The 17,684-nt window shown below is 61.5% G+C and carries 16 protein-coding genes; 9 read left to right on the top strand and 7 right to left on the bottom strand.

Annotated features, from left to right (window positions below; translation table 11 throughout):
- The first annotated feature begins 57 nt into the window (after window positions 1-57).
- Both FD02_RS08455 and FD02_RS08450 read left to right on the top strand, forming a co-directional pair.
- Window positions 58-648 carry a prealbumin-like fold domain-containing protein gene (locus tag FD02_RS08455; RefSeq protein ID WP_056951692.1) on the top strand — a complete coding sequence of 197 codons (591 nt, stop codon included), beginning with the start codon at window positions 58-60 and terminating at the stop codon, window positions 646-648.
- Between the two features lie 51 nt (window positions 649-699).
- Window positions 700-2,652 (top strand): BspA family leucine-rich repeat surface protein, encoded by a 1,953-nt coding sequence (locus FD02_RS08450; protein WP_056951690.1) that lies wholly within the window; start codon window positions 700-702, stop codon window positions 2,650-2,652.
- Window positions 2,653-2,892: 240 nt separating this feature from the next.
- Here FD02_RS08450 and abc-f read toward each other — a convergent pair whose 3' ends face one another.
- The 3 genes from abc-f to FD02_RS08435 all read right to left on the bottom strand — a co-directional run bounded on the left by abc-f (window position 2,893) and on the right by FD02_RS08435 (window position 6,086).
- Window positions 2,893-4,380 carry a ribosomal protection-like ABC-F family protein gene (abc-f, locus tag FD02_RS08445; protein ID WP_056951687.1) on the bottom strand — a complete coding sequence of 496 codons (1,488 nt, stop codon included), beginning with the start codon at window positions 4,378-4,380 and terminating at the stop codon, window positions 2,893-2,895.
- 245 nt (window positions 4,381-4,625) lie between these two features.
- Window positions 4,626-5,243 (bottom strand): SDR family oxidoreductase, encoded by a 618-nt coding sequence (locus tag FD02_RS08440; protein WP_056951685.1) that lies wholly within the window; start codon window positions 5,241-5,243, stop codon window positions 4,626-4,628.
- A gap of 12 nt (window positions 5,244-5,255) precedes the next feature.
- Window positions 5,256-6,086 (bottom strand): aldo/keto reductase, encoded by an 831-nt coding sequence (locus tag FD02_RS08435; RefSeq protein WP_056951683.1) that lies wholly within the window; start codon window positions 6,084-6,086, stop codon window positions 5,256-5,258.
- 146 nt (window positions 6,087-6,232) lie between these two features.
- On the opposite strand from FD02_RS08435, the gene FD02_RS08430 reads away from it, so the two are divergent.
- The 3 genes from FD02_RS08430 to FD02_RS08420 all read left to right on the top strand — a co-directional run bounded on the left by FD02_RS08430 (window position 6,233) and on the right by FD02_RS08420 (window position 9,074).
- Window positions 6,233-6,937 (top strand): TIGR00266 family protein, encoded by a 705-nt coding sequence (locus FD02_RS08430; protein ID WP_054723701.1) that lies wholly within the window; start codon window positions 6,233-6,235, stop codon window positions 6,935-6,937.
- Window positions 6,938-6,998: 61 nt separating this feature from the next.
- On the top strand, window positions 6,999-7,886 hold the full coding sequence (locus FD02_RS08425) for an NAD(P)H-dependent flavin oxidoreductase (RefSeq protein ID WP_056951681.1): 888 nt from the start codon (window positions 6,999-7,001) through the stop codon (window positions 7,884-7,886).
- Between the two features lie 99 nt (window positions 7,887-7,985).
- Entirely contained in the window at window positions 7,986-9,074 is a 1,089-nt protein-coding gene (locus tag FD02_RS08420) for a M42 family metallopeptidase (RefSeq protein ID WP_054723549.1), read from the top strand.
- Between the two features lie 79 nt (window positions 9,075-9,153).
- Here FD02_RS08420 and cls read toward each other — a convergent pair whose 3' ends face one another.
- Both cls and FD02_RS08410 read right to left on the bottom strand, forming a co-directional pair.
- The gene (gene cls, locus FD02_RS08415; RefSeq protein ID WP_054723550.1) at window positions 9,154-10,602 is read right to left on the bottom strand and encodes a cardiolipin synthase; all 1,449 of its coding nucleotides are present in this window, start codon (window positions 10,600-10,602) and stop codon (window positions 9,154-9,156) included.
- Window positions 10,599-11,723 (bottom strand): AI-2E family transporter, encoded by a 1,125-nt coding sequence (locus tag FD02_RS08410; RefSeq protein WP_054723551.1) that lies wholly within the window; start codon window positions 11,721-11,723, stop codon window positions 10,599-10,601. The genes cls and FD02_RS08410 overlap by 4 nt, the downstream gene beginning before the upstream one ends.
- A 704-nt stretch (window positions 11,724-12,427) precedes the next feature.
- Here FD02_RS08410 and FD02_RS08405 point away from each other — a divergent pair.
- Together FD02_RS08405 and FD02_RS08400 are read left to right on the top strand one after the other, a co-directional pair.
- The gene (locus FD02_RS08405) at window positions 12,428-13,252 is read left to right on the top strand and encodes a hypothetical protein (RefSeq protein ID WP_056951679.1); all 825 of its coding nucleotides are present in this window, start codon (window positions 12,428-12,430) and stop codon (window positions 13,250-13,252) included.
- Window positions 13,252-13,905, top strand: a complete 654-nt coding sequence (locus FD02_RS08400) for a hypothetical protein (RefSeq protein WP_056951676.1) — start codon at window positions 13,252-13,254, stop codon at window positions 13,903-13,905. The genes FD02_RS08405 and FD02_RS08400 overlap by 1 nt, the downstream gene beginning before the upstream one ends.
- A gap of 31 nt (window positions 13,906-13,936) precedes the next feature.
- On the opposite strand, the gene FD02_RS08395 is transcribed toward FD02_RS08400, so the two are convergent.
- Both FD02_RS08395 and FD02_RS08390 read right to left on the bottom strand, forming a co-directional pair.
- Window positions 13,937-14,857: a quinone oxidoreductase family protein gene (locus FD02_RS08395; RefSeq protein ID WP_056951673.1), complete on the bottom strand. Its 921-nt coding sequence runs from the start codon at window positions 14,855-14,857 to the stop codon at window positions 13,937-13,939.
- Window positions 14,858-14,939: 82 nt separating this feature from the next.
- Window positions 14,940-15,671: a hypothetical protein gene (locus FD02_RS08390; RefSeq protein ID WP_056951672.1), complete on the bottom strand. Its 732-nt coding sequence runs from the start codon at window positions 15,669-15,671 to the stop codon at window positions 14,940-14,942.
- Window positions 15,672-15,828: 157 nt separating this feature from the next.
- On the opposite strand from FD02_RS08390, the gene FD02_RS08385 reads away from it, so the two are divergent.
- Window positions 15,829-16,161, top strand: coding sequence for a PadR family transcriptional regulator (locus FD02_RS08385; protein ID WP_054723780.1), 333 nt, complete (start codon window positions 15,829-15,831; stop codon window positions 16,159-16,161).
- Window positions 16,151-17,644: a DUF4097 family beta strand repeat-containing protein gene (locus FD02_RS08380; protein ID WP_056951670.1), complete on the top strand. Its 1,494-nt coding sequence runs from the start codon at window positions 16,151-16,153 to the stop codon at window positions 17,642-17,644. The genes FD02_RS08385 and FD02_RS08380 overlap by 11 nt, the downstream gene beginning before the upstream one ends.
- Window positions 17,645-17,684 lie beyond the last annotated feature (40 nt).

Here is a 17,684-nt window from a genome sequence, read left to right as displayed (position 1 = left end):
GTGGCGAACTTCGCCGCTTGTGAGGAGAGACCGAAGAAGTGGAAATGAGGGACAACAATGAGAAAGTGGCTGGTTTTGATGGCCGCGCTGATCGCCTTGGCGGTGAGCGCAGCGACCCAACCCGTCCACGCTGCCGGTAACGGCACGTTGACAATTGAAAAGCGCGTCAGCGTCAAAAGTGCTGCCTCTACTCAGCAGACTCGGCCATTGGCAGGGGCGCGTTACGAACTGACGCGCATTCACGCGATTGCCGGGCCAATCACGGCCACGGATGCGCACACGTATCGCACATTGACCGGGCCTGCTGCGTACCACGTGGTTGTAAACACCGATGCGAATGGCGAGGCGACGATTACTGGCCTCGCCATTGGTGCGGATTATTTGTTGCGCGAATTACCTGGGGCAGGCGTGAAGACGCCAGCCGCCCCGGTCTTGATTCGTTTTTCGCCGACGCGGACGCGGTATACGTACACGCCGAAGTCGGGGTTGCTGGAAAGTGCACCGGTATTGCCGGACACGAAGCAACCTGCGAAAATTGTGCAAACAGGCGGCCAGCTTCGGTGGCCGCTTGGTTTGGTTGCCGCGGTGATGCTCGGCGGGTTGGTCGTAGCTTTCGGCCTGACGATGCGAACGCGGCAAGAGGGGTAAACGATGAGAATTTGGCGGACTGATTGGTGGCACCGATTATCATGGGTAGTCATGGCTGTCGCACTCGTTGCGGGGGTCTGGTTCAGTGCGCCAAAAAAAGCCCAAGCCGCCACCTGGGATGCCGCCGCATACCAGCGGGCCACGGTCAAAGGGGTGTGGAAGGTCGTCGGGTCAACCAGTACGACTGATGGGGGTACAGACGGTGGCTCGCAGTTCTACCTGGATGCCAATGGGACGTTGCACTTCAATTCCTCAACCAAGCCGCTGTCCAGTTCCGGTTGGGTCGATAACGGGCGCACGACGTTAACCAGTACGATGGATTCGGTTAAGCAAATTAGTTTTGAAGGAAAGACCCAGTTTACGGATGGACCGAATGGGTTGAATGGGACCAGAGGCATCTTTCAGCAGTTTCATAATCTTGAATCCATTACTGGCTTAGAAAATGTCGATGTGAGTCAGATGACAGACATGTCATTCTTGTTTGCGGTTGCCACGAAAGATAATGGGATCCCCACGATGACGAAGCTGACCACGATTGAGGGCTTAGGTAACTGGGATGTGAGCCACGTGACGACGATGGCGGACATGTTTTGGAAAGACACAAATCTCACGACCGTCAGCGGCTTGGATCAGTGGGAAACGAGTCGGCTCACCGACATGAACCATATGTTCGCGGAAGACGCGGCCATTCAGACCTTGCCGGATTTGAGTAAGTGGGACACCAGCCATGTCACGGATTTTTCTTTTTCATTCTACAAAATGACCGCACTGACGACGCTTAGCGGTTTGGACAAGTGGGACGTCGGTAACGGCGAAAAATTTCAGTATATGTTTGCCGAAGATCCTGCGTTAGCGGCAATTAACCTCCAGCCTTGGCAACCAGCTAAAGCGGATGACTTCACGTCAATGTTTGAAAATGATACCGGCTTAACCTCGCTTGATTTACATGATTGGGACGTCAGTGCAGCCACTAAGTTTGATAGCATGTTTCGCAACAACGCGGCGTTGACCACGTTGAACCTTACCGGCTGGCAACCTACCGCAGGGGTGAACTTCATGTCGATGTTTCAGGATGACAGCAAGCTGACAAACCTGGATGTCGCCAATTGGCAAATGGCCAATGCGGACACCACGTCGTTCATGTTTGCGGAGGACGCTGGCCTGACCAGTTTGGATGTCAGCGGCTGGAGCATGGCGAATGTGACTGCGATGAACAACATGTTTGAAAACATGACCAACGTCAAAGCGCTCGATGTTGCCAAGTGGGCGGTCCGTTCTAACGCCAACGTGACCCAGCTGTTCAACGGCGATTATGCTTTGACGACACTTGACCTCTCTAACTGGCGGTTAGGAGACTCCTGGCCGCTCAAAGAAATGGTCTTCCCAACGTACAATTACGCGAACCCAGCGGCGCAGTCTAAGCTACAATCGATTACGTTTGGCCCGAAGATGACCGCAAAAATCGCGTTTCCACAATTTACAATTGCTAGCGGGACCTATGGCGTTTGGCGCGGCGTCAAGACGGATAAGACTCAGGTGACCAACGCGGGCAAGGTAAACGAGACCTATACCCCGGCAACCACTGGCACCGCCGGCGACACTTATCGCTTCGCCTGGGATATTCAGGCCAAACTGGTCGACAGTAGCGGCGATCCGGTGGCGTTGGCTGGTGTCAAGCTCACGGTAACGAACGCGGCGGGGACCGTCGTGCTGACCGGCACCACCGGCGCGGATGGCACCGTGACGCTACCGATTAATTCGGTGGCGGGTGATTATACCGTGCAGATTACCGGCGGCGTGGATGCGGATCACATGATTATTAAGGGCACCGACTCGACGTCGATTAATGGCAAGGATGGTGCGGTTACCTTGGTAGTCGATAAGGAAATCAATTCGCAGTTCCCAGCAGCCGGGGGCCATAGCCAGTTGCTGTTTGTTGTCGCGGTGACAATGTTGTTACTGGGTAGCGGCATCGGCATGGTGAAGGCTCGACGCTTCGAGTAACGGCAACGGCCCGCCTCAACTATGAGACGGGCCGGTTTGCGGTAGGCGTAAATGAAGGGGTCAGATGTGCCCACTTTTCGTTGCAGGCGTTGTGGTCCGGTATACTTAACCATAAGAGCGGTTGGTCGCTGCTCGCACTCCGAAGCGTTCCCCCAAAAAACGTGGCCAGGTGACTGGCGGAGTACTCCTAGATTAGGATGTGACCGGCGTCGCGGTATGCGGAGCCTTTTTTTGCGCCGATCACGCCGGCCTTAGGCGAATAATTTTCGTCGCGACTTGGTCGATGAAGGCTTGGTCGTGTTCGACAAAAAGCATTGTCGGCTGGTTAGCTTGAATCGCCTGAATCAGCTGGGTTTGGTTATCGATGTCTAGGTAATTGGTCGGCTCGTCCCACACCAAGACGTTGGCGGGCGTGACGAGGCTGGCGGCGACTTCGACTTTTTTCTGCTGGCCCTGCGACATCGCGGTGATCGGCGTGGTGAACGAGGCGCGTTCTAAGCCGAGCTTTTTGAGATTGTTCAACAGGTCTTGGTAGGGTAGGTGGCGGGCCGCCGCGAAGCTTTGCAGGTTGCCTTGGAGATCGGCGTAAGCCTGGCGCACGCGACTCCAGGTGACGCTGGCTGGCCGGTGAATCTCACCGGTTTGGCTGCCGGAGAATTCGCCGAACAAGGCGGCCAACAGCGACGACTTGCCGCTGCCATTCGGGCCGACCAGCGCGATGCGCTCGCCGGCTTCGAGGTCAAAACTCACCGGGGCAAATAGTGGCCGGTCATAGGCCAGTTGCAGGTCAGTGACGTGCCAATACACGCGGTGGTGATCCGGCGTGGTGTTGATGGTCAAGCTGGGAATGTCCTCGATGTCCTTGAGCAAGGTTTGCTTGGTGGCCAGTTGCGCGTCCATGCGGTGCTCGAGGTTCTTGGCCTTTTGCATCACGCGGGCGGCGCGAGCGCCGACGAAGCCCTTGTCCGCTACGGCGCCGGAGCCGGGCACGTGGCGATTGCCGTGCTTGTCGCCTTCGCGGGCGGTGGACCAGCGCTGCTTTTCGCGGGCCGTGGCTTGCAGGCGGGCGATATCCGTTTTCAAGCGCGCGTTTTCCGCCTGTTCAAAGGCGTCTTGTTGTGCCTTGGCGGCCGCATAGGTGCTGTAATTGCCTTGGGTGAGGCTGATGGTTTGCTTGTTGATGGCCAGCGTGTGGTCACTGACGGCATCGAGGAAGTGGCGGTCGTGGCTGACGACGATGAAGCCGTTTTTCTTTTGGAGATAAGCGGCGACTTGCTCGCGACTGGCGGCATCGAGGTGGTTGGTCGGCTCGTCGATCAAGGCGAACTGGTCCGCATCGACGAACAGCAAGGCCAGGCGCACCTTGGTTTGCTCGCCGCCGGACAGTGTGGCGTAAGGCCGCCACAACACGTCAGGGTCGACGTGCAGCAAGTTGAGCTCGCGTTCCAGCTCCCACTGCTCGGCGGGGCTGACGGCTTGCATCGCGTAAAGCGTGAGCTGATCCGGATCGGGAATCGGTTGGGGAAAATAATGCGTGGGCGGCGCCGTGATCGTGCCGGTAAAGGGCAGCTGGTGTTGCAGCAGGCGCAACAGCGTAGTTTTGCCGCGGCCGTTGCGACCCACGAGTGCGAGGTGCCAAGCGGCGTCGAGATTGAGGTTGACGTCGGTAAACAGCGGCGCCTGGCCGTCGTAGCCAAAGCTGAGGTGGTGCAGGGTAATCGTAGCCATTGAAGGATCATCCTTTCAGTGGCGAAGGGGGACCGGAGACTGCCAGTCCACACAAAAAGCCAGTCGAGTTGAGACTGGCTCCTTGGGTGAACCCAGGAAGCAGTCAGTGAAAACAGTCCAGACTCCGCCAATTCTTGCGCGGGTTGCTGACGATTTTCACTGGCTTACTTCACTGGCTTCACTTCCGTTTCGTTAATTGTTGGTTCTACAATAACAGAATTAATCGCGACATGCACGCCAAATTTTTACAGGCACTGGGCGATCGGCACGGCACCGTTAGCAATATTCAGCGTTTCGCGGTGCAGGTCGCTGGTGACGGCGCGGGCCAACACCGAGGCGACGTCTTGGCGGGTAATGGTGCTGGTCGCTGTCGGTTCGGTGGTGAGCGTGCCGGTGGCCTCGCCGTTGGTCAACGTGGTGGGCGCGACGATGACGTAATCCAGCTGGGTGCGGTGGCGCAGCCACTCGTCGGCGTAATACTTGGCGATGTAATAATCGTGCAGGCTATCCGGCCAGTGCACGCGGTCGTCGGCGTGAAAGGCCGACAGCTGAATGAAGCGCTTGATGCCGGCGGCTTCGGCGGCCAGCATGGCCTTCACCGCGCCATCGAGGTCGACGGCCAAGAGCGCTTTGCCTTGCGAGCCCGCGGCAAAAATCACCGCGTCTGCGCCTTGCATTTTTGCGGCGAGGGTGGCAATCGGCGCGTTGAGGTCAAAGGCCACCGGGGTGAACTCGGTGGTGGCTTGCGGCGCCTGAGTCGCCGGGTCGCGGTAGCCGCCGATGACTTGAAAATCGTTTTCGCTTAACGTGTTGACCAATAATTGCCCAACTTGGCCATGGGCACCAATGACGAAAATTTTCATGATGAAGCCTCCTTAAATTGATTCGAGTGGGACGGGGTGCGTCGGGGCCGGCCAGGCGGCATCGATGACGGCTAAGTCGGCCGGCGTCAACGTGAGGCGCGCGGCGGCGAGGTTGGCGCGCATGTGCGCGAGGCTGGCGGCCTTGGGAATGCTTAAGACGCGGCCGCTGCGCATGGTCCACGCCAGTAGCAACTGGTGGGCGGACACGCCCTTGGCCGCGGCCAAGGCCTGCACCGCGTTGGGAATGGTGATGGCGCGGCCGTTACCGGAGCCGAAGGGCGAATAGCCAATCAGGTCGATGCCGGCTACGTCTTGGTACGGCTGCAAATCGTATTCGATGCCGCGCGATTGGACGTTGTACAACACCTCGTTAGCCACCAGCTGGTCACCGCCGGGAACAGCCCGGGCGGCCTTGAGGTCTTCGACGTTAAAATTCGAGACGCCATACGCGCGGATCAGCCCTTCGTCTTGCAAGGCGGCCAGGCCGGCCATGGTGTCGGCTAGCGGCGTGTCGCCGGGCCAGTGCAACAGGTACAAGTCCAGGTAGTCCGTGCGCAACCGGCGCAGGCTAGCGACCAATGCCTTGCGCATCAACGCCGGCGTGGCGTGCCAGGGGTAGAATTTTGAAATCAGAAACAACTCGTTGCGCGAACGATCGGCAATCGTTGCCCCGACCAGCGTTTCGGCGGCGCCGTCGCCATACATCTCCGCGGTGTCGATGGTCGTGATGCCGTGGTCGAGGGCGTAGGTCAACGCGGCGCGTTCGCTTTCGGCTTGCGCCGGCGTGCCGAGGCCGAGGCCCCAGGTGCCGACGCCGAGTGGTAATCCGGGAATATGCTGCATAACGACTCCTTTTTTGCTCAAGTGGTGAGTGTCCCCTATTATAGGCGCGGTTTGAAAACGTGTCCACCCAGGGCCGCACAACTGACGGGTCGCGGTTCGCCAGCCGCGCCTTATGCTATACTCCAAGCCAACAAGGAGGAAGTGCAATGAACTATCAAATGCTAGGCAGTGACACCTTTCCCATCGTCCAGATCACCTTGGGCGCGGGGGAAAGCGTGCAGTTGGAGCGTGGGGCAATGATTTACCACGACGGCCGCGTGAACCTTGAAGGCAAGATGAATAGTAACGGCAAAACGGGCCTGGGCGGCATGTTGAACGCGATGGGGCGTTCGATGGCCTCTGGTGAGGCGGTGTTCATGACCACGGCCACGGGAATGGCGGCGGGGGCCACGCTGGGCATCGCGCCGGCAAACCCCGGCAAGATCATCGCCTTGACGGTGGATGAGACTAACCAGTGGCGCCTGAACACTGGGGCCTTTCTCGCCGCGGACAGCACCGCGACGTATCAGATGGTCCGGCAAAAAGTGGGTAAAGCCTTGCTCGGCGGCACCGGCGGCTTCTTCGTGATGGAATCTGTCGGCACCGGGACGATGCTGGCCAGCGCGTATGGGGACCTGCTGTCCATCGACCTGGACGGCCGCCACGATTACGTCATCGACAATAACCATGTCGTAGCCTGGTCCAGTAGCCTCGACTACCACATCGAAGTGGCCAGCGGGGCCTTTGGGCTCACCACCGGCGAAGGCTTCGTCAATCGCTTTACCGGCAGCGGCCGCATCTATATTCAAACGCGCAACGTTAGAGCCTTGGCCGAGCTAGTCCGGCCGTTCATCCCGACCAAAAGCGACTAGCGACCCGGTTTTGGTGGCGTTTTCACCCGAGCTTCGGTAAGCTAGAGGCGGAGGTGACGACATGACGACACAACTTGGTACGAGACTGCCGTTGATTCAAGGCGCCTTGGCGCAGATTTCCCTGCCGCCCTTGGTCAGCGCCGTCAGCAACGCCGGCGGGCTGGGGGTGTTGACCACGGTGGGCCTGACCCCGGCAACGTTAGCCGCGGCGATTGCGGCGGTGCAAGCGGCCACGACGCAGCCCTTTGGCGTCAACTTGATGCTGCAACAACCCAATGTCGCTGAGCTGGTGCCATACTTGCTGGCGCATCCCGTGCCGGTGGTAACGACCAGCGCGGGCTCCCCGAAACGTTTCGCGGCCGCCCTACAAGCCGTGGGCACGAAGGTGGTGGCGGTGATTCCTAACGTCACCGTGGCGCGCAAGATGGCGGCGCTCGGCGTCGACGCCGTGGTGGCAGAAGGCATGGAATCCGGCGGCCACATCGGCACCGAAACGACGATGAGTCTGGTGCAACAGGTGACCGCCGCCGTCGACTTGCCCGTGTATGCCGCCGGCGGGATTTGTGATGCCCGTGGCGTCGCGGCCGCTACGGCGCTTGGCGCGGTGGGCGTGCAAGTCGGCACCGCCTGGCTGGCGGCTGAAGAAACGCCGATTAGTCCCGCGTACAAGGCGGCCGTGGTTGCCGCCGGCGACACCGGAACGGTGGTCACCGGGCGGCGGCTCGGCGATGCCGTGCGCAGCCTCGCCAATCCGTTAACGGCCGAATATCTAGCGGCCGAAGCCGATGGGGCCAGCGTGGCCAGCCTACACCAAATCGTCGACGGCAGCTTGACCCGCGCGATTGCCGGCGATGTCGAGCGCGGCACCTTGATGGCCGGGCAAATCGCCGGGGCCATCACCGCCATCGAACCGGTGAAGGCTATCGTAGCGCGGCTGTTTCCGGCTTGAACCCGTCACGCGTGACCAGCTGGTCACGCGTTTTTTCGTGGCTTGACCCGAGGAAATTCGGTGTCTACACTAGTCGAAACAAGTAAAGGTGGTCAGAAGATGGAAGAACAAGCACAAATTGAACTCGTCAAGGCGTTTAGCAACGCGCATGGGGCGCCGGGGTTCGAACGCGAAGTCGTGAAGTTGTTCAAGCAGCAAATGGCCGGCCGCGGCGATACCACGGTGGATGGCATGTTTAACGCGTTGACGGCGCGCGCCGGCAACACCGGCAAGCGCCCGGTGATTCAACTCGACGCGCATTCCGATTCTGTGGGGTTGTTGGTGCAGGCGATTCGCCCCAACGGCTTGATCAAGTTCGTCACGCTGGGCGGCTGGGTGCCGACCAACATTCCGGCAATGAAGGTGCAAGTGCGCAACCAGCTGGGTGAATACGTCACCGGCGTGGTGGCCACGAAGCCGCCGCACTTCATGACCGCCGAGGAGCGCAAACAGGTGCCGACCGTCGCCGACATGTCCATCGACGTCGGCACCAGCAGCCGCGAGGAAACCATCAACCAGCTGCACATCAACACGGGCTGCCCGATTTTCCCAGCGGTGGAATGCGAATACTTGCCCAACCAGGGGATGTTTTTCGGTAAGGACTTCGATAACCGTGTCGGCGCCGCTGCGCTGGTGGAGACCTTCGATCAGCTCAGCCAAGCCGACCTCGCCGTGGACGTCGTGGCCTCGCTGTCTGCGCAGGAGGAAGTCGGCCTGCGCGGCGCGTATGTCACCGCGCGGAAAGTGAACCCCGACCTGGCCATCGTGTTTGAAGGCTGCCCAGCCGATGACACCTTCGAGCCGGATTGGCTGAGCCAAACGCGCGTCAAGGGTGGCCCGATGCTGCGGGACATGGACACGAGTTTCATCGCTAACCCGTTGTTTGAGCAGTTTGCCGCGGATACGGCCGAGCGCATCGGCATTCCGTATACCCGCGCGGTGCGCACCGGTGGCGGCGTCGACGGCGCGGCGATCACCTATTGGCAAGGCGCGCCGACCATCGTCATCGGCATCCCGGTGCGGTACGAGCACACCGCGTTCAACTGGACGGCGCTGAGCGATTTTCAAGCCGCCACGAAGCTCGCCGCGGCCTTGATCGCCGACATGACGCCCGAACGCATCGCCAGCTTTACCCAAGTGGACGACTAGCTTGAATTGAATCAACCCGCGACCGGCTGGCCGCGGGTTTTTTCGTGAAAAAAAGCCCGCCAGGAGTGGCGGGCGCAGGTTAGAGAATCGGGGACAAGAGGCGCGAAAAGGCCTGCTTGAAGCGCAGCCACAGCGACATCTGGCGAAAATCGGCGGCGGTGACCAAGGTGCTATCGGCGATGTCTGCCTCAAAAATCGCGGCGAGTTGCTTGGCCAAATCCGCGTTGTAGATAAAGGCGTTGGCCTCGAAGTTCAACTGCAGACTGCGGAAGTCGAGGTTGGCGGAGCCAACCGAGGCCAGCGCGTCGTCGACGGTGATGGTTTTGGCGTGAATAAAGCCGTCCTGATAGAAGTAGATCTTGGCGCCTTCCTCGGCCAGCAGGTGCGCGTAATACTGAGTGGCGCGGTAGACGAAGGCGTGATCGGGCATGTGCGGCACCATGATGCGCACGTCGACGCCGGCGCGAATCGCGCTACGCAAGGCGTCCAGCACGCTTTGGTCAGGGATCAGGTAAGGCGTTTGAATATAGAGCTTTTGCCGCGCCAGGTTGATCAGCTGCAGGTAGCCAAGCTTGATTTGCTCGAGGTTGGTGTTCGGCCCGCTGGCGACCAGTTGAATCGCGGTTTCTTCGCCGATTGTCGTGGCGTGGGCCAATGGGGTCAAGTCAGCACTGAGCGGCGTCTCCGGCACGGTGGTGTTCCAGTCGGTGACGAAGCGGTGCTGCAGGCTTAAGCTGGCCTCACCGAGAATCCGCAGGTGGGTGTCGCGCCAGTGGCCGAACTTGGCCGACTGGTCGACGTATTGGTCGCCGATGTTAAAGCCGCCGATGTAGCTGGTGGTGCCGTCGATGGTGACGATTTTGCGGTGGTTGCGGAAGTTCAACCGGAAATCCACCAAGTTGGAATGAATCCCCAAAAACGGCTCGGCGTGACCGCCGGCGGCCCGCAACTCGGCGAAAAACTCGGGCCGCGTGCCCATCGAGCCCCAGGCGTCATACAAGACATACACGGCCACGCCAGCCTTGGCGCGGGCAATCAACACGTCGCGCATTTCCTTGCCCAGAGCGTCGGCGGCAAAGGTGTAAAACTCGATGTAGATGCTGTGCTGGGCCTGGTTGGCCGTGGCGATGATGTCGTCGAACAACGCGCGGCCGCTGGTGAACAGCTGCACGGAATTATGCACGGTCACCGGCGCGTTGGCGGTGTTCAGGAACATGCCCAGCATGTGTTTCACCGCGGCTTGGGTATGCGTGTCCGTCGGCGAATAGGCGGGATGCAACTGGCGCTGTTGCGTCAAGACGCGCGTCAAAGTGGCATCCGGCGTGGTGGTGAACTTGGCCAGTTGGCGGTGCGACAGCTGGCGGCCGAAGAATGCGTACAGGATGAAGCCAATCAGCGGCAGAAAACTCAGCACCAACAGCCACGCCCAGGTGGCGGCGATGTCGCGTTTTTCCCGAAACACGGTGAACAATGCGGCGATAATATTCAGCGTCCAAATGACGCCGATGATGCCTCCAAGTGAAATCATGCCTTGGCCTTTCCTGCTTCCCGCCGGTGGGTGGCGTTGGCAATCAATTTGTAAATCGTGGCGGCGACGGGCACGCCGAACAGCATGCCTAACACCCCGCCGAGCCCGCTGCCGATGGTGACGGCGGCCAGCACCGCCACGCCAGGCAGGCCAATCGAGGTGCCGACGACGCGCGGATAGACGATGTTACCTTCCAGCTGCTGCAAAATGATGATAAAAATAATGAACAGTACGCCTTGCAGTGGGTTGGTGACGGCAATCAACACGAAGCCGATGGTGCCGCCAATCCAGGCGCCCACCATGGGAATCAGGCCGGTAATACCGATTAACGCCCCGACGGATAAGGCATCCGGGAACCGAAACAGCAACATGCCCAGCGTGCACAGCGTCCCGAGAATCACGGCTTCAGTGACCTGGCCGGCGATGAAGCTGGAAAACACGCTGTCGGTGACCCCGACGACGTAGCGGAACTTGGCCAGCGGCTTGGCGGGCACGAACGCATCAAGCACGCGGTTCAACCGGTTGCCGATGCGTTCCTTACCGGCAATGAGGTAAATGGCAAAGGTCAGCGCCAGCACCAAGTTGATGATGCCGGAGGTGATGTTGCCAAAAATCGACACGGTTGAGGCCAAGACCCCTGAGGCACCGGCCGACACATACTTCGTGAGCTTGCCTTGCAGGCTGGTCCAATCGATTTTCAGCGCGTTAAGCTGCTTGGCAATCGCGCTGGCCTGATCGGAATGCGTCAGCCAGCGGTTGAGGTCGCTTAACACCTTCGGCAACTGGGTCAAGAAGTTGTTGATGGCGTCGATGAACTGCGGCAACACGAGGTGCAACACGCCCGCCAGCACCAAGACGATGATGGCGAAGCTGGCGACGATGGCCACCGGGCGCCGCAAGCCGCGGGCCAGCTTGTTGGTGGTGTGCGGGCACAACAGGCGCTCCAAGAGCCGGCACAAGATGTTGACGCAGTAGGCGATGGCCGCGCCGAGAATCAGCGGCAACCCAATGCCAACCAAGGCGAGTAGGCCATGCCACACCGCGGCGGGGTAGATGAGAACGGCAAGGACCACCACGGCTAAAATCCCGTAGCGCCACACTAGAGTTTTATCGAAGTGCATCTGCAGGCCTCCTAGGCAAAAACGAATGGTTAGCCCTAATCATAAGAATGTTTTGCCCGCGCGTCCACCGTTTTTCGCCATTCCACAAAAAAGGCGGCACCGTCGCGACACCGCCCGAATATTTGACTGAAGGCACACCAAGACCACCGCGCCGGTCTCGTGCGGTGGCCTTGGCTTGGTGCGTTGCGCCTAGCCAGCCCAGGCGCGGTGTAAGGGTCATGACCGAACGGCGAGATCAATGGCTGGCCGTCGTTCTGCCAGGTGGAGCGCCCACATCCCGTACTATGTGGGGGATTGCCGGTGCTTACGTGATCACCTGCCTCGAGCTTGCGCTGTTGGACTAGCCGCCTGCACATCCTGTATATTGCCAATTCCCAGCGGAACGGCTTCATAAGGCTGCCTTCTGGATGTTTCGAAAGGCCGACCTGGCTAGGTCGGGGCTTCCCTTTGTCTAGGCAAGTCAACCGGGTGCGCGCACCGTGCACTGTCCGCTAGGCCGACTTGAGAAGATCTTGCTGACAATATATCAGCAACTGACCGTTGACGCAAGCGTTAACATCCGCCGAAACAAAACTTTTACATTGTGTTTGGGATATGTTCGGTCGGCGGCATGATGATAACAATGATGATTTCGTCTCCACCAATCGTCTGACGTTACTTTTTATCGCTTGCCGGGTATACTAGCGGCAAATGGAGGTGATCGCATGCAACAGCAAGCAAAATGGTTCTTCGGCTGGGTGTGGGACGCGCGGCGCGTGACCTTGGCGCTGGCCGACGGGACGGTGGTGCAACGCAGTGGCTTGGTGGTTGGCGTCGACCGCACACGCGAGCGCAAGGCGCCACCACGGATCGTGCAGCCGACCACGATTCTGGTGAGTCACACCGCCGGCGCCTTGCCAACCAGTGGGGATTACTGGCAAGTCGGTGACCGGGCGCGGTTTTACGGGCGGCTGGCGCGCGCCAAGCTGGTTGCGACGCCGGCGCTGGCGCAGGACTTGCGGCAGAAGGCGGCCAAGGCCCGGGTGACGGTGGTCCAAGCCGAGTATCACTGGCTGGCGCAACACGAGATTGCCGACAATGTCGTGGCGCGCTTGAGTCAGTTGTTGACCGGCTACCAAGCCCAAATGTTGACGCTGGCTCAGCTGCATCAGCACCAACAGTGGTTCGTCAGCCAGCTGGCGCCGGCCGACCAGCACGCGTTTGGCTTGTTGGCGGTGCGGCAAAGCGCCTTGGAACAAGCTGCGCGGGCGGACCTGCCGCCGATTTACCTGTTGGCGCACCCGCGGTATGCCAAGAAGATGTTGGCGGCAGCCGACGCGGTTGCGCCCACCGCAATCGACCCGGCGCGGCGGGTCGAGGGGCAATACCGGGCGACGCTGTGGCACGCCTTGCAAGCGCAAGCCGCCGCGGCTCGCGCGTCCCACCGGCCATTTTTCCCCGCGGCATTGCCGGAAGAATTACGCGACAACCACTGGCAACCCGATGCCGTGTACCGGGCGCTAGCGGCCGAGCCGCAGGAGGCGCAGTGATGCGTGCCGCAGGGGACTTGGCCGTGGCCACCGGCACCTTGGTGGGGGCCGTGCGGGTGGCGACGTGGCTTGGCGACGGGCGCGTCGTGACGGAGGAAATGTTGCGGGTGACGCCGCGCCAGTTGACGGTCAACGCGGCGGTCGTGCCGGTAGGCGGCGAGCCATTGTCTGTGGCGTTCACCAGCCTACTTGCCGGCGCGGGGCTCAGCATCGGCGCCGACATTGCCGTGACCGGCCACCTGCGCGCCACCCGGGTGATTCCCGCGGGGGCTACGCTGCGCAATTATCGCCGCGCCGTGCGCCAGATTGGCGGGATCAGTCGCAACTGGTTGGCCCGGGTGGCGCACGCGCGGCAAAGCGAATTCAGCCACGCCACCGAGGCGTTTTTGGCGGGGCGCCTGGCGTTTGCTGACCTGCAGGCCACACAGCTGCGCTTGCTGACCCATCACGCGGCCGTGGCGCCGCAGTGGGCACACCGCCAGGCCCAACAGGCTCAGGCTTGGGCGGCGGCTCAAGCCACCCTCGCCGCGGCCGCGCAGGCGGTCATGGTGCTGGTGCCGACCGTCGTTGAAGGGCCAGACCCGGTCACCGGCTTGCCGCCCAGCAACCGCCGCGCGGTCTTTGCCGCCTTGCTCACTCAAACGCCAAAATAAATCGCCGTCACCATGTGGTGACGGCGATTTTTCACGATTGCGCGGCGCGGCTGATGACGATGCGCCCACCTGGCGGGGCATCGAGCAGGTGATGGCCGGCGCGAAAGCCGGCAAGCGTAAAGGGTAGCACTTGCGCAATCGGTTGGTGAAGCTTCCCGGCCGCCACCAACGCGATGATGGCCCCAAGCGCCGCAGCGTCGCTGGTGGGTCCGCCTGGTCGCAAGTGGGTGATGGGGATGCCATTGGCGAAGCGCGGCGTGCCATGGGCCACGGTGACGACGCGCCCGGCCGGGGTGACCAAGGCGGCATCGCTGTCGGCGCCGGTGCCTTCCGCCGCGACGTTGATCACGACGTCGGCGCGACCGCGTAGCGCAGCCGTGACGTTTTGCCGGTCATAGGCGACGAATTCTTGCGCACCGGCGGCGAGCACCGTGGCTTGATGCGCCGCGCTGGCCACGCCGATCACCTTCACGCCGAGGCTGGCGGCCAGTTGCACGATGAGATTGCCCACACCGCCACTGGCCCCGCGGACGATTAGCGTTTCGCCGGCGCGCAGGTGCGCGTAATCCGTCACGGCGCGGTAGGCGGTGATGCCGGTGGTGACGACGCTGGCGGCGGTGACAAAATCGACAGTCGATGGTAGCACCACCGTATCGGTTTGCCGACTCACCGCCCATTCGGCGTAAGCGTGGCTGGTGTGCGCCACCACGCGGTCGCCTACCGCAACGTTGGCAATGTCGGTCCCCAAGTTGCGGACGATGCCGGCCACGTCGGCGCCGGGCAAGGTCAGCGGCCCGGCCGGTGCGGTTTGGCGGGTGAGGCGCTCGCGGTTGTTGAGGCCCACCGCCATGGTTTCAATCAAAATGTCGCCGGCGCCCACGATCGGCGTCGGGATGTCGACGGCGGTCAGGACCTCGGGGCCGCCGGGTTGCGTTAAGCCAAATGCGCGCATGACTTACCTCCTAGACGGAAACATTGCGTTACCGCAAGGGTACACGGTGTCGTCAATTTTGGCAAAGAATCTGCCGCGGCGCTTAGCGCATCAGGTGTTGGTAGCCGTGGCGAATCGTGCTGGCGTAAACGATTAGGCCGACGCCAAGCGCCACGCAGGCGAACAACAAGGTGCCGCCTAGCTCGTCGCCGACGCGCGGCACGCCTGAACACAGCATTGGCACGATTAGGCTCAGGAAAAACAACGAGATGCCGCCGCACAGCGCGTAGGTGAAGGGCACGCGGTAGCTGGCCAGGCGCCGGCGCGCGAGTTTTTTGGCCGCCAGCGACACCCGTGCGCGCCGCACCTTGCGCTCCAGCGGGGCAAATAAGCTGCGGTGGCGCACGATGGTGACGATGCCCGCGGCTAAGGTGCCGAAAAAGCCGATGGCACTCAGCCCCTCCGCGTGAATCCCCAGCCGCGCGCCAAGCGCCATCATGGCCGGCACCACGCCGGTGGCCATGATGATGAGGCCGACGCCGGTGGCCAGGCCGCGCGCGTACACGGCGCGGCGTTGCCAGTACGCCGAGACGGTGGGCACGTCCAGCCCGGTTACCGGGCGCACCGCCGGATCGTAATGGGGCAAAATGCTGGCGATGGTGGGGGTGTGGGCGATCACCTCGCTGGCCGCCGCGCTGGGCGTGGCGCCATTATCCGTCCAATCATTGAACAACTGATTCAGCCGGTCGGCGGCTTCTTTTTTGGCCTGCGCCACTGCCGGCGTCTCTGGCTCGTTTGCAAACAGCGTCTCGAGATGGTGTTCTACGGTATCCATAGTCTCTGCCTCCAAGCATGATACCCGTATTTTACCGCATTGCCGCGGCGTTGCGGTCGGCCTGGAGGCGGAGATTGTGGCTGTGCTACTACTTTTGCCAAATTACTATTTTCAAAAAAGTAATTAAGGTGTAGTATACAGCCAAGGAGGCGCAGGCATGGCAACTTTAGCAAAAGACGTGATGCGCGGGTACCTCGACGCCATCGTGCTCAATGTGTTGCGCCGCGGCGAAAGCTACGGCTATCAGGTGACCAAGGATATCAACGCGGCCGCTCACGGGGCATACACGATCAACGAGGCGACATTGTACACCGTGTTCAAACGCTTAGAAAAAGGCGGCTGCATCTCGGGCCGCTGGGGCGACGAAAGCCAAGGCGGGCGGCGTAAGTATTACGCCATCACCGCCTCTGGCCAGGCGCTACTCGCCGCGGAGCGGGCCAACTGGACGCTGGCGCAGCAAACTTTGGAGGAATTGATCAATGGCGACTAACGAAGCATTTTCAGCAGCAATCAACGCGCGACTCGACGCCGCGTTTGCCCGGTATCCGGCGGCCCCACCGCTGACGGAGCTGCGGCAAGAAATCGCCGGCAACTTGCTGGCGGCGGTGCAAGATCTTGCGGCCAGTGGGGCCACCCCGGAAGCGGCGGTGGCGCAGGCCTGGCAGGAATTCGGCGACATTGCCGGTTTAATCGCCGACGTCGCCAAAGACGCCGGCGTGGCCAAGCGCAGCCACGCCGATTCGACGACGCCACAGGCAGTCGCGGCGAAGGCGGCCGCGGCGCAAGCCAAGGCCACTGCCGCCAAAGCCAAGGCTGAAGCTGCGCGGGCCAAGGCTGAGGCGGCCGCCCGGCGGCGCGAAGCCGGCACCGCCGACACGATGACCATCACCACAGGCAAAAGCACGACGACCATCGACGTCAGCGACACGGGCAACCATCGTGTAATCATCAACGGCGACTTGACGGGGCTTAACGTCACCGGCAAGCTCCCGGAGGCGGCGACCGAAGCCCCGGCCCACGAGTTGCGCCGCGAATTGACCGGCATTACCAAGCTGCTGCTGGATTACGCCAGCGACGACGTGACGCTCGTGCCGACCGCCGGCAGCGAGCTGATCGTGCGGGAAACGTTCATCAATGGCCGGCCCGATTACGCCGGCAGTCTCACCGTTGATGGCGACACCGTGGTGGTGAAGGCCGGCAAGCGGCCCAAGAGTTTTCTACGCTTGGCCATCGGCGGCAAGCGCATGGGCTTTTGGTCGACGATCGAAGTCGCCGTGCCCGCGCAGTTTACCGGCAGTCTGCAGGCAAGCGTGACCTCCGGAACGCTGGTGGCCAAGGACCTGCAGCAGCACGTGGCGCTGATGCTCAGCACGCAAGACGGCAGCCTCACGGGGACGAATTTAAAGCTGTCAGCCTTCACCGGCAGCACGCAAGACGGCCGCGTCTCGCTGACCAGTAGCGACATTGATGCGGTGGCGGTGACCACGGCAGATGGTAGCGTGCGCCTGCAGGAGGTACGCAGCCAGCGCCTCACCGCGCATTCGGGGGATGGTCGGGTGACCTTAGACCAGGTGCGCGTCGCTGGGGAACTGCGCGCCACCAGTGATGATGGCCCGCTGAGCCTGACGACGGTGAGCGCGCCGGCGCTCACGGCGGCAACCAGCGACGGCCGCATTACCGCCAGCGACTTAGGCGGCGCCGGTAGCCTGCGCAGTGCGGATGGCAGCATTGACGCCGCCTGGACGGCTGTCACCGGCGACCTCGCCGCAGTGACCAGTAGCGGCCGCATCCGGCTGCAGTTGCCGGCAACGCCGGGTTATGCGTTTGCCTTGAGCACCGGCGATGGGCACCTGCACGGCCCACAAGCCGCCACCTTGACCCGCGATTCTGCGCATCACCAAGCAGGTAACGTGGGGACGCCAGCTTACACGGTGACGGCTAAAACCGGCGACGGCAGTGTCACCCTCAACTAGCCATTCATGCAAAAGGCGCCTCGTTAGCTAAAACGAGGCG

Source organism: Lacticaseibacillus nasuensis JCM 17158 (assembly GCF_001434705.1).
Taxonomy (GTDB): domain Bacteria; phylum Bacillota; class Bacilli; order Lactobacillales; family Lactobacillaceae; genus Lacticaseibacillus; species Lacticaseibacillus nasuensis.
Note: the sequence above shows the minus strand (reverse complement) of the source record. Positions and strands in the feature narration are given on the sequence as shown.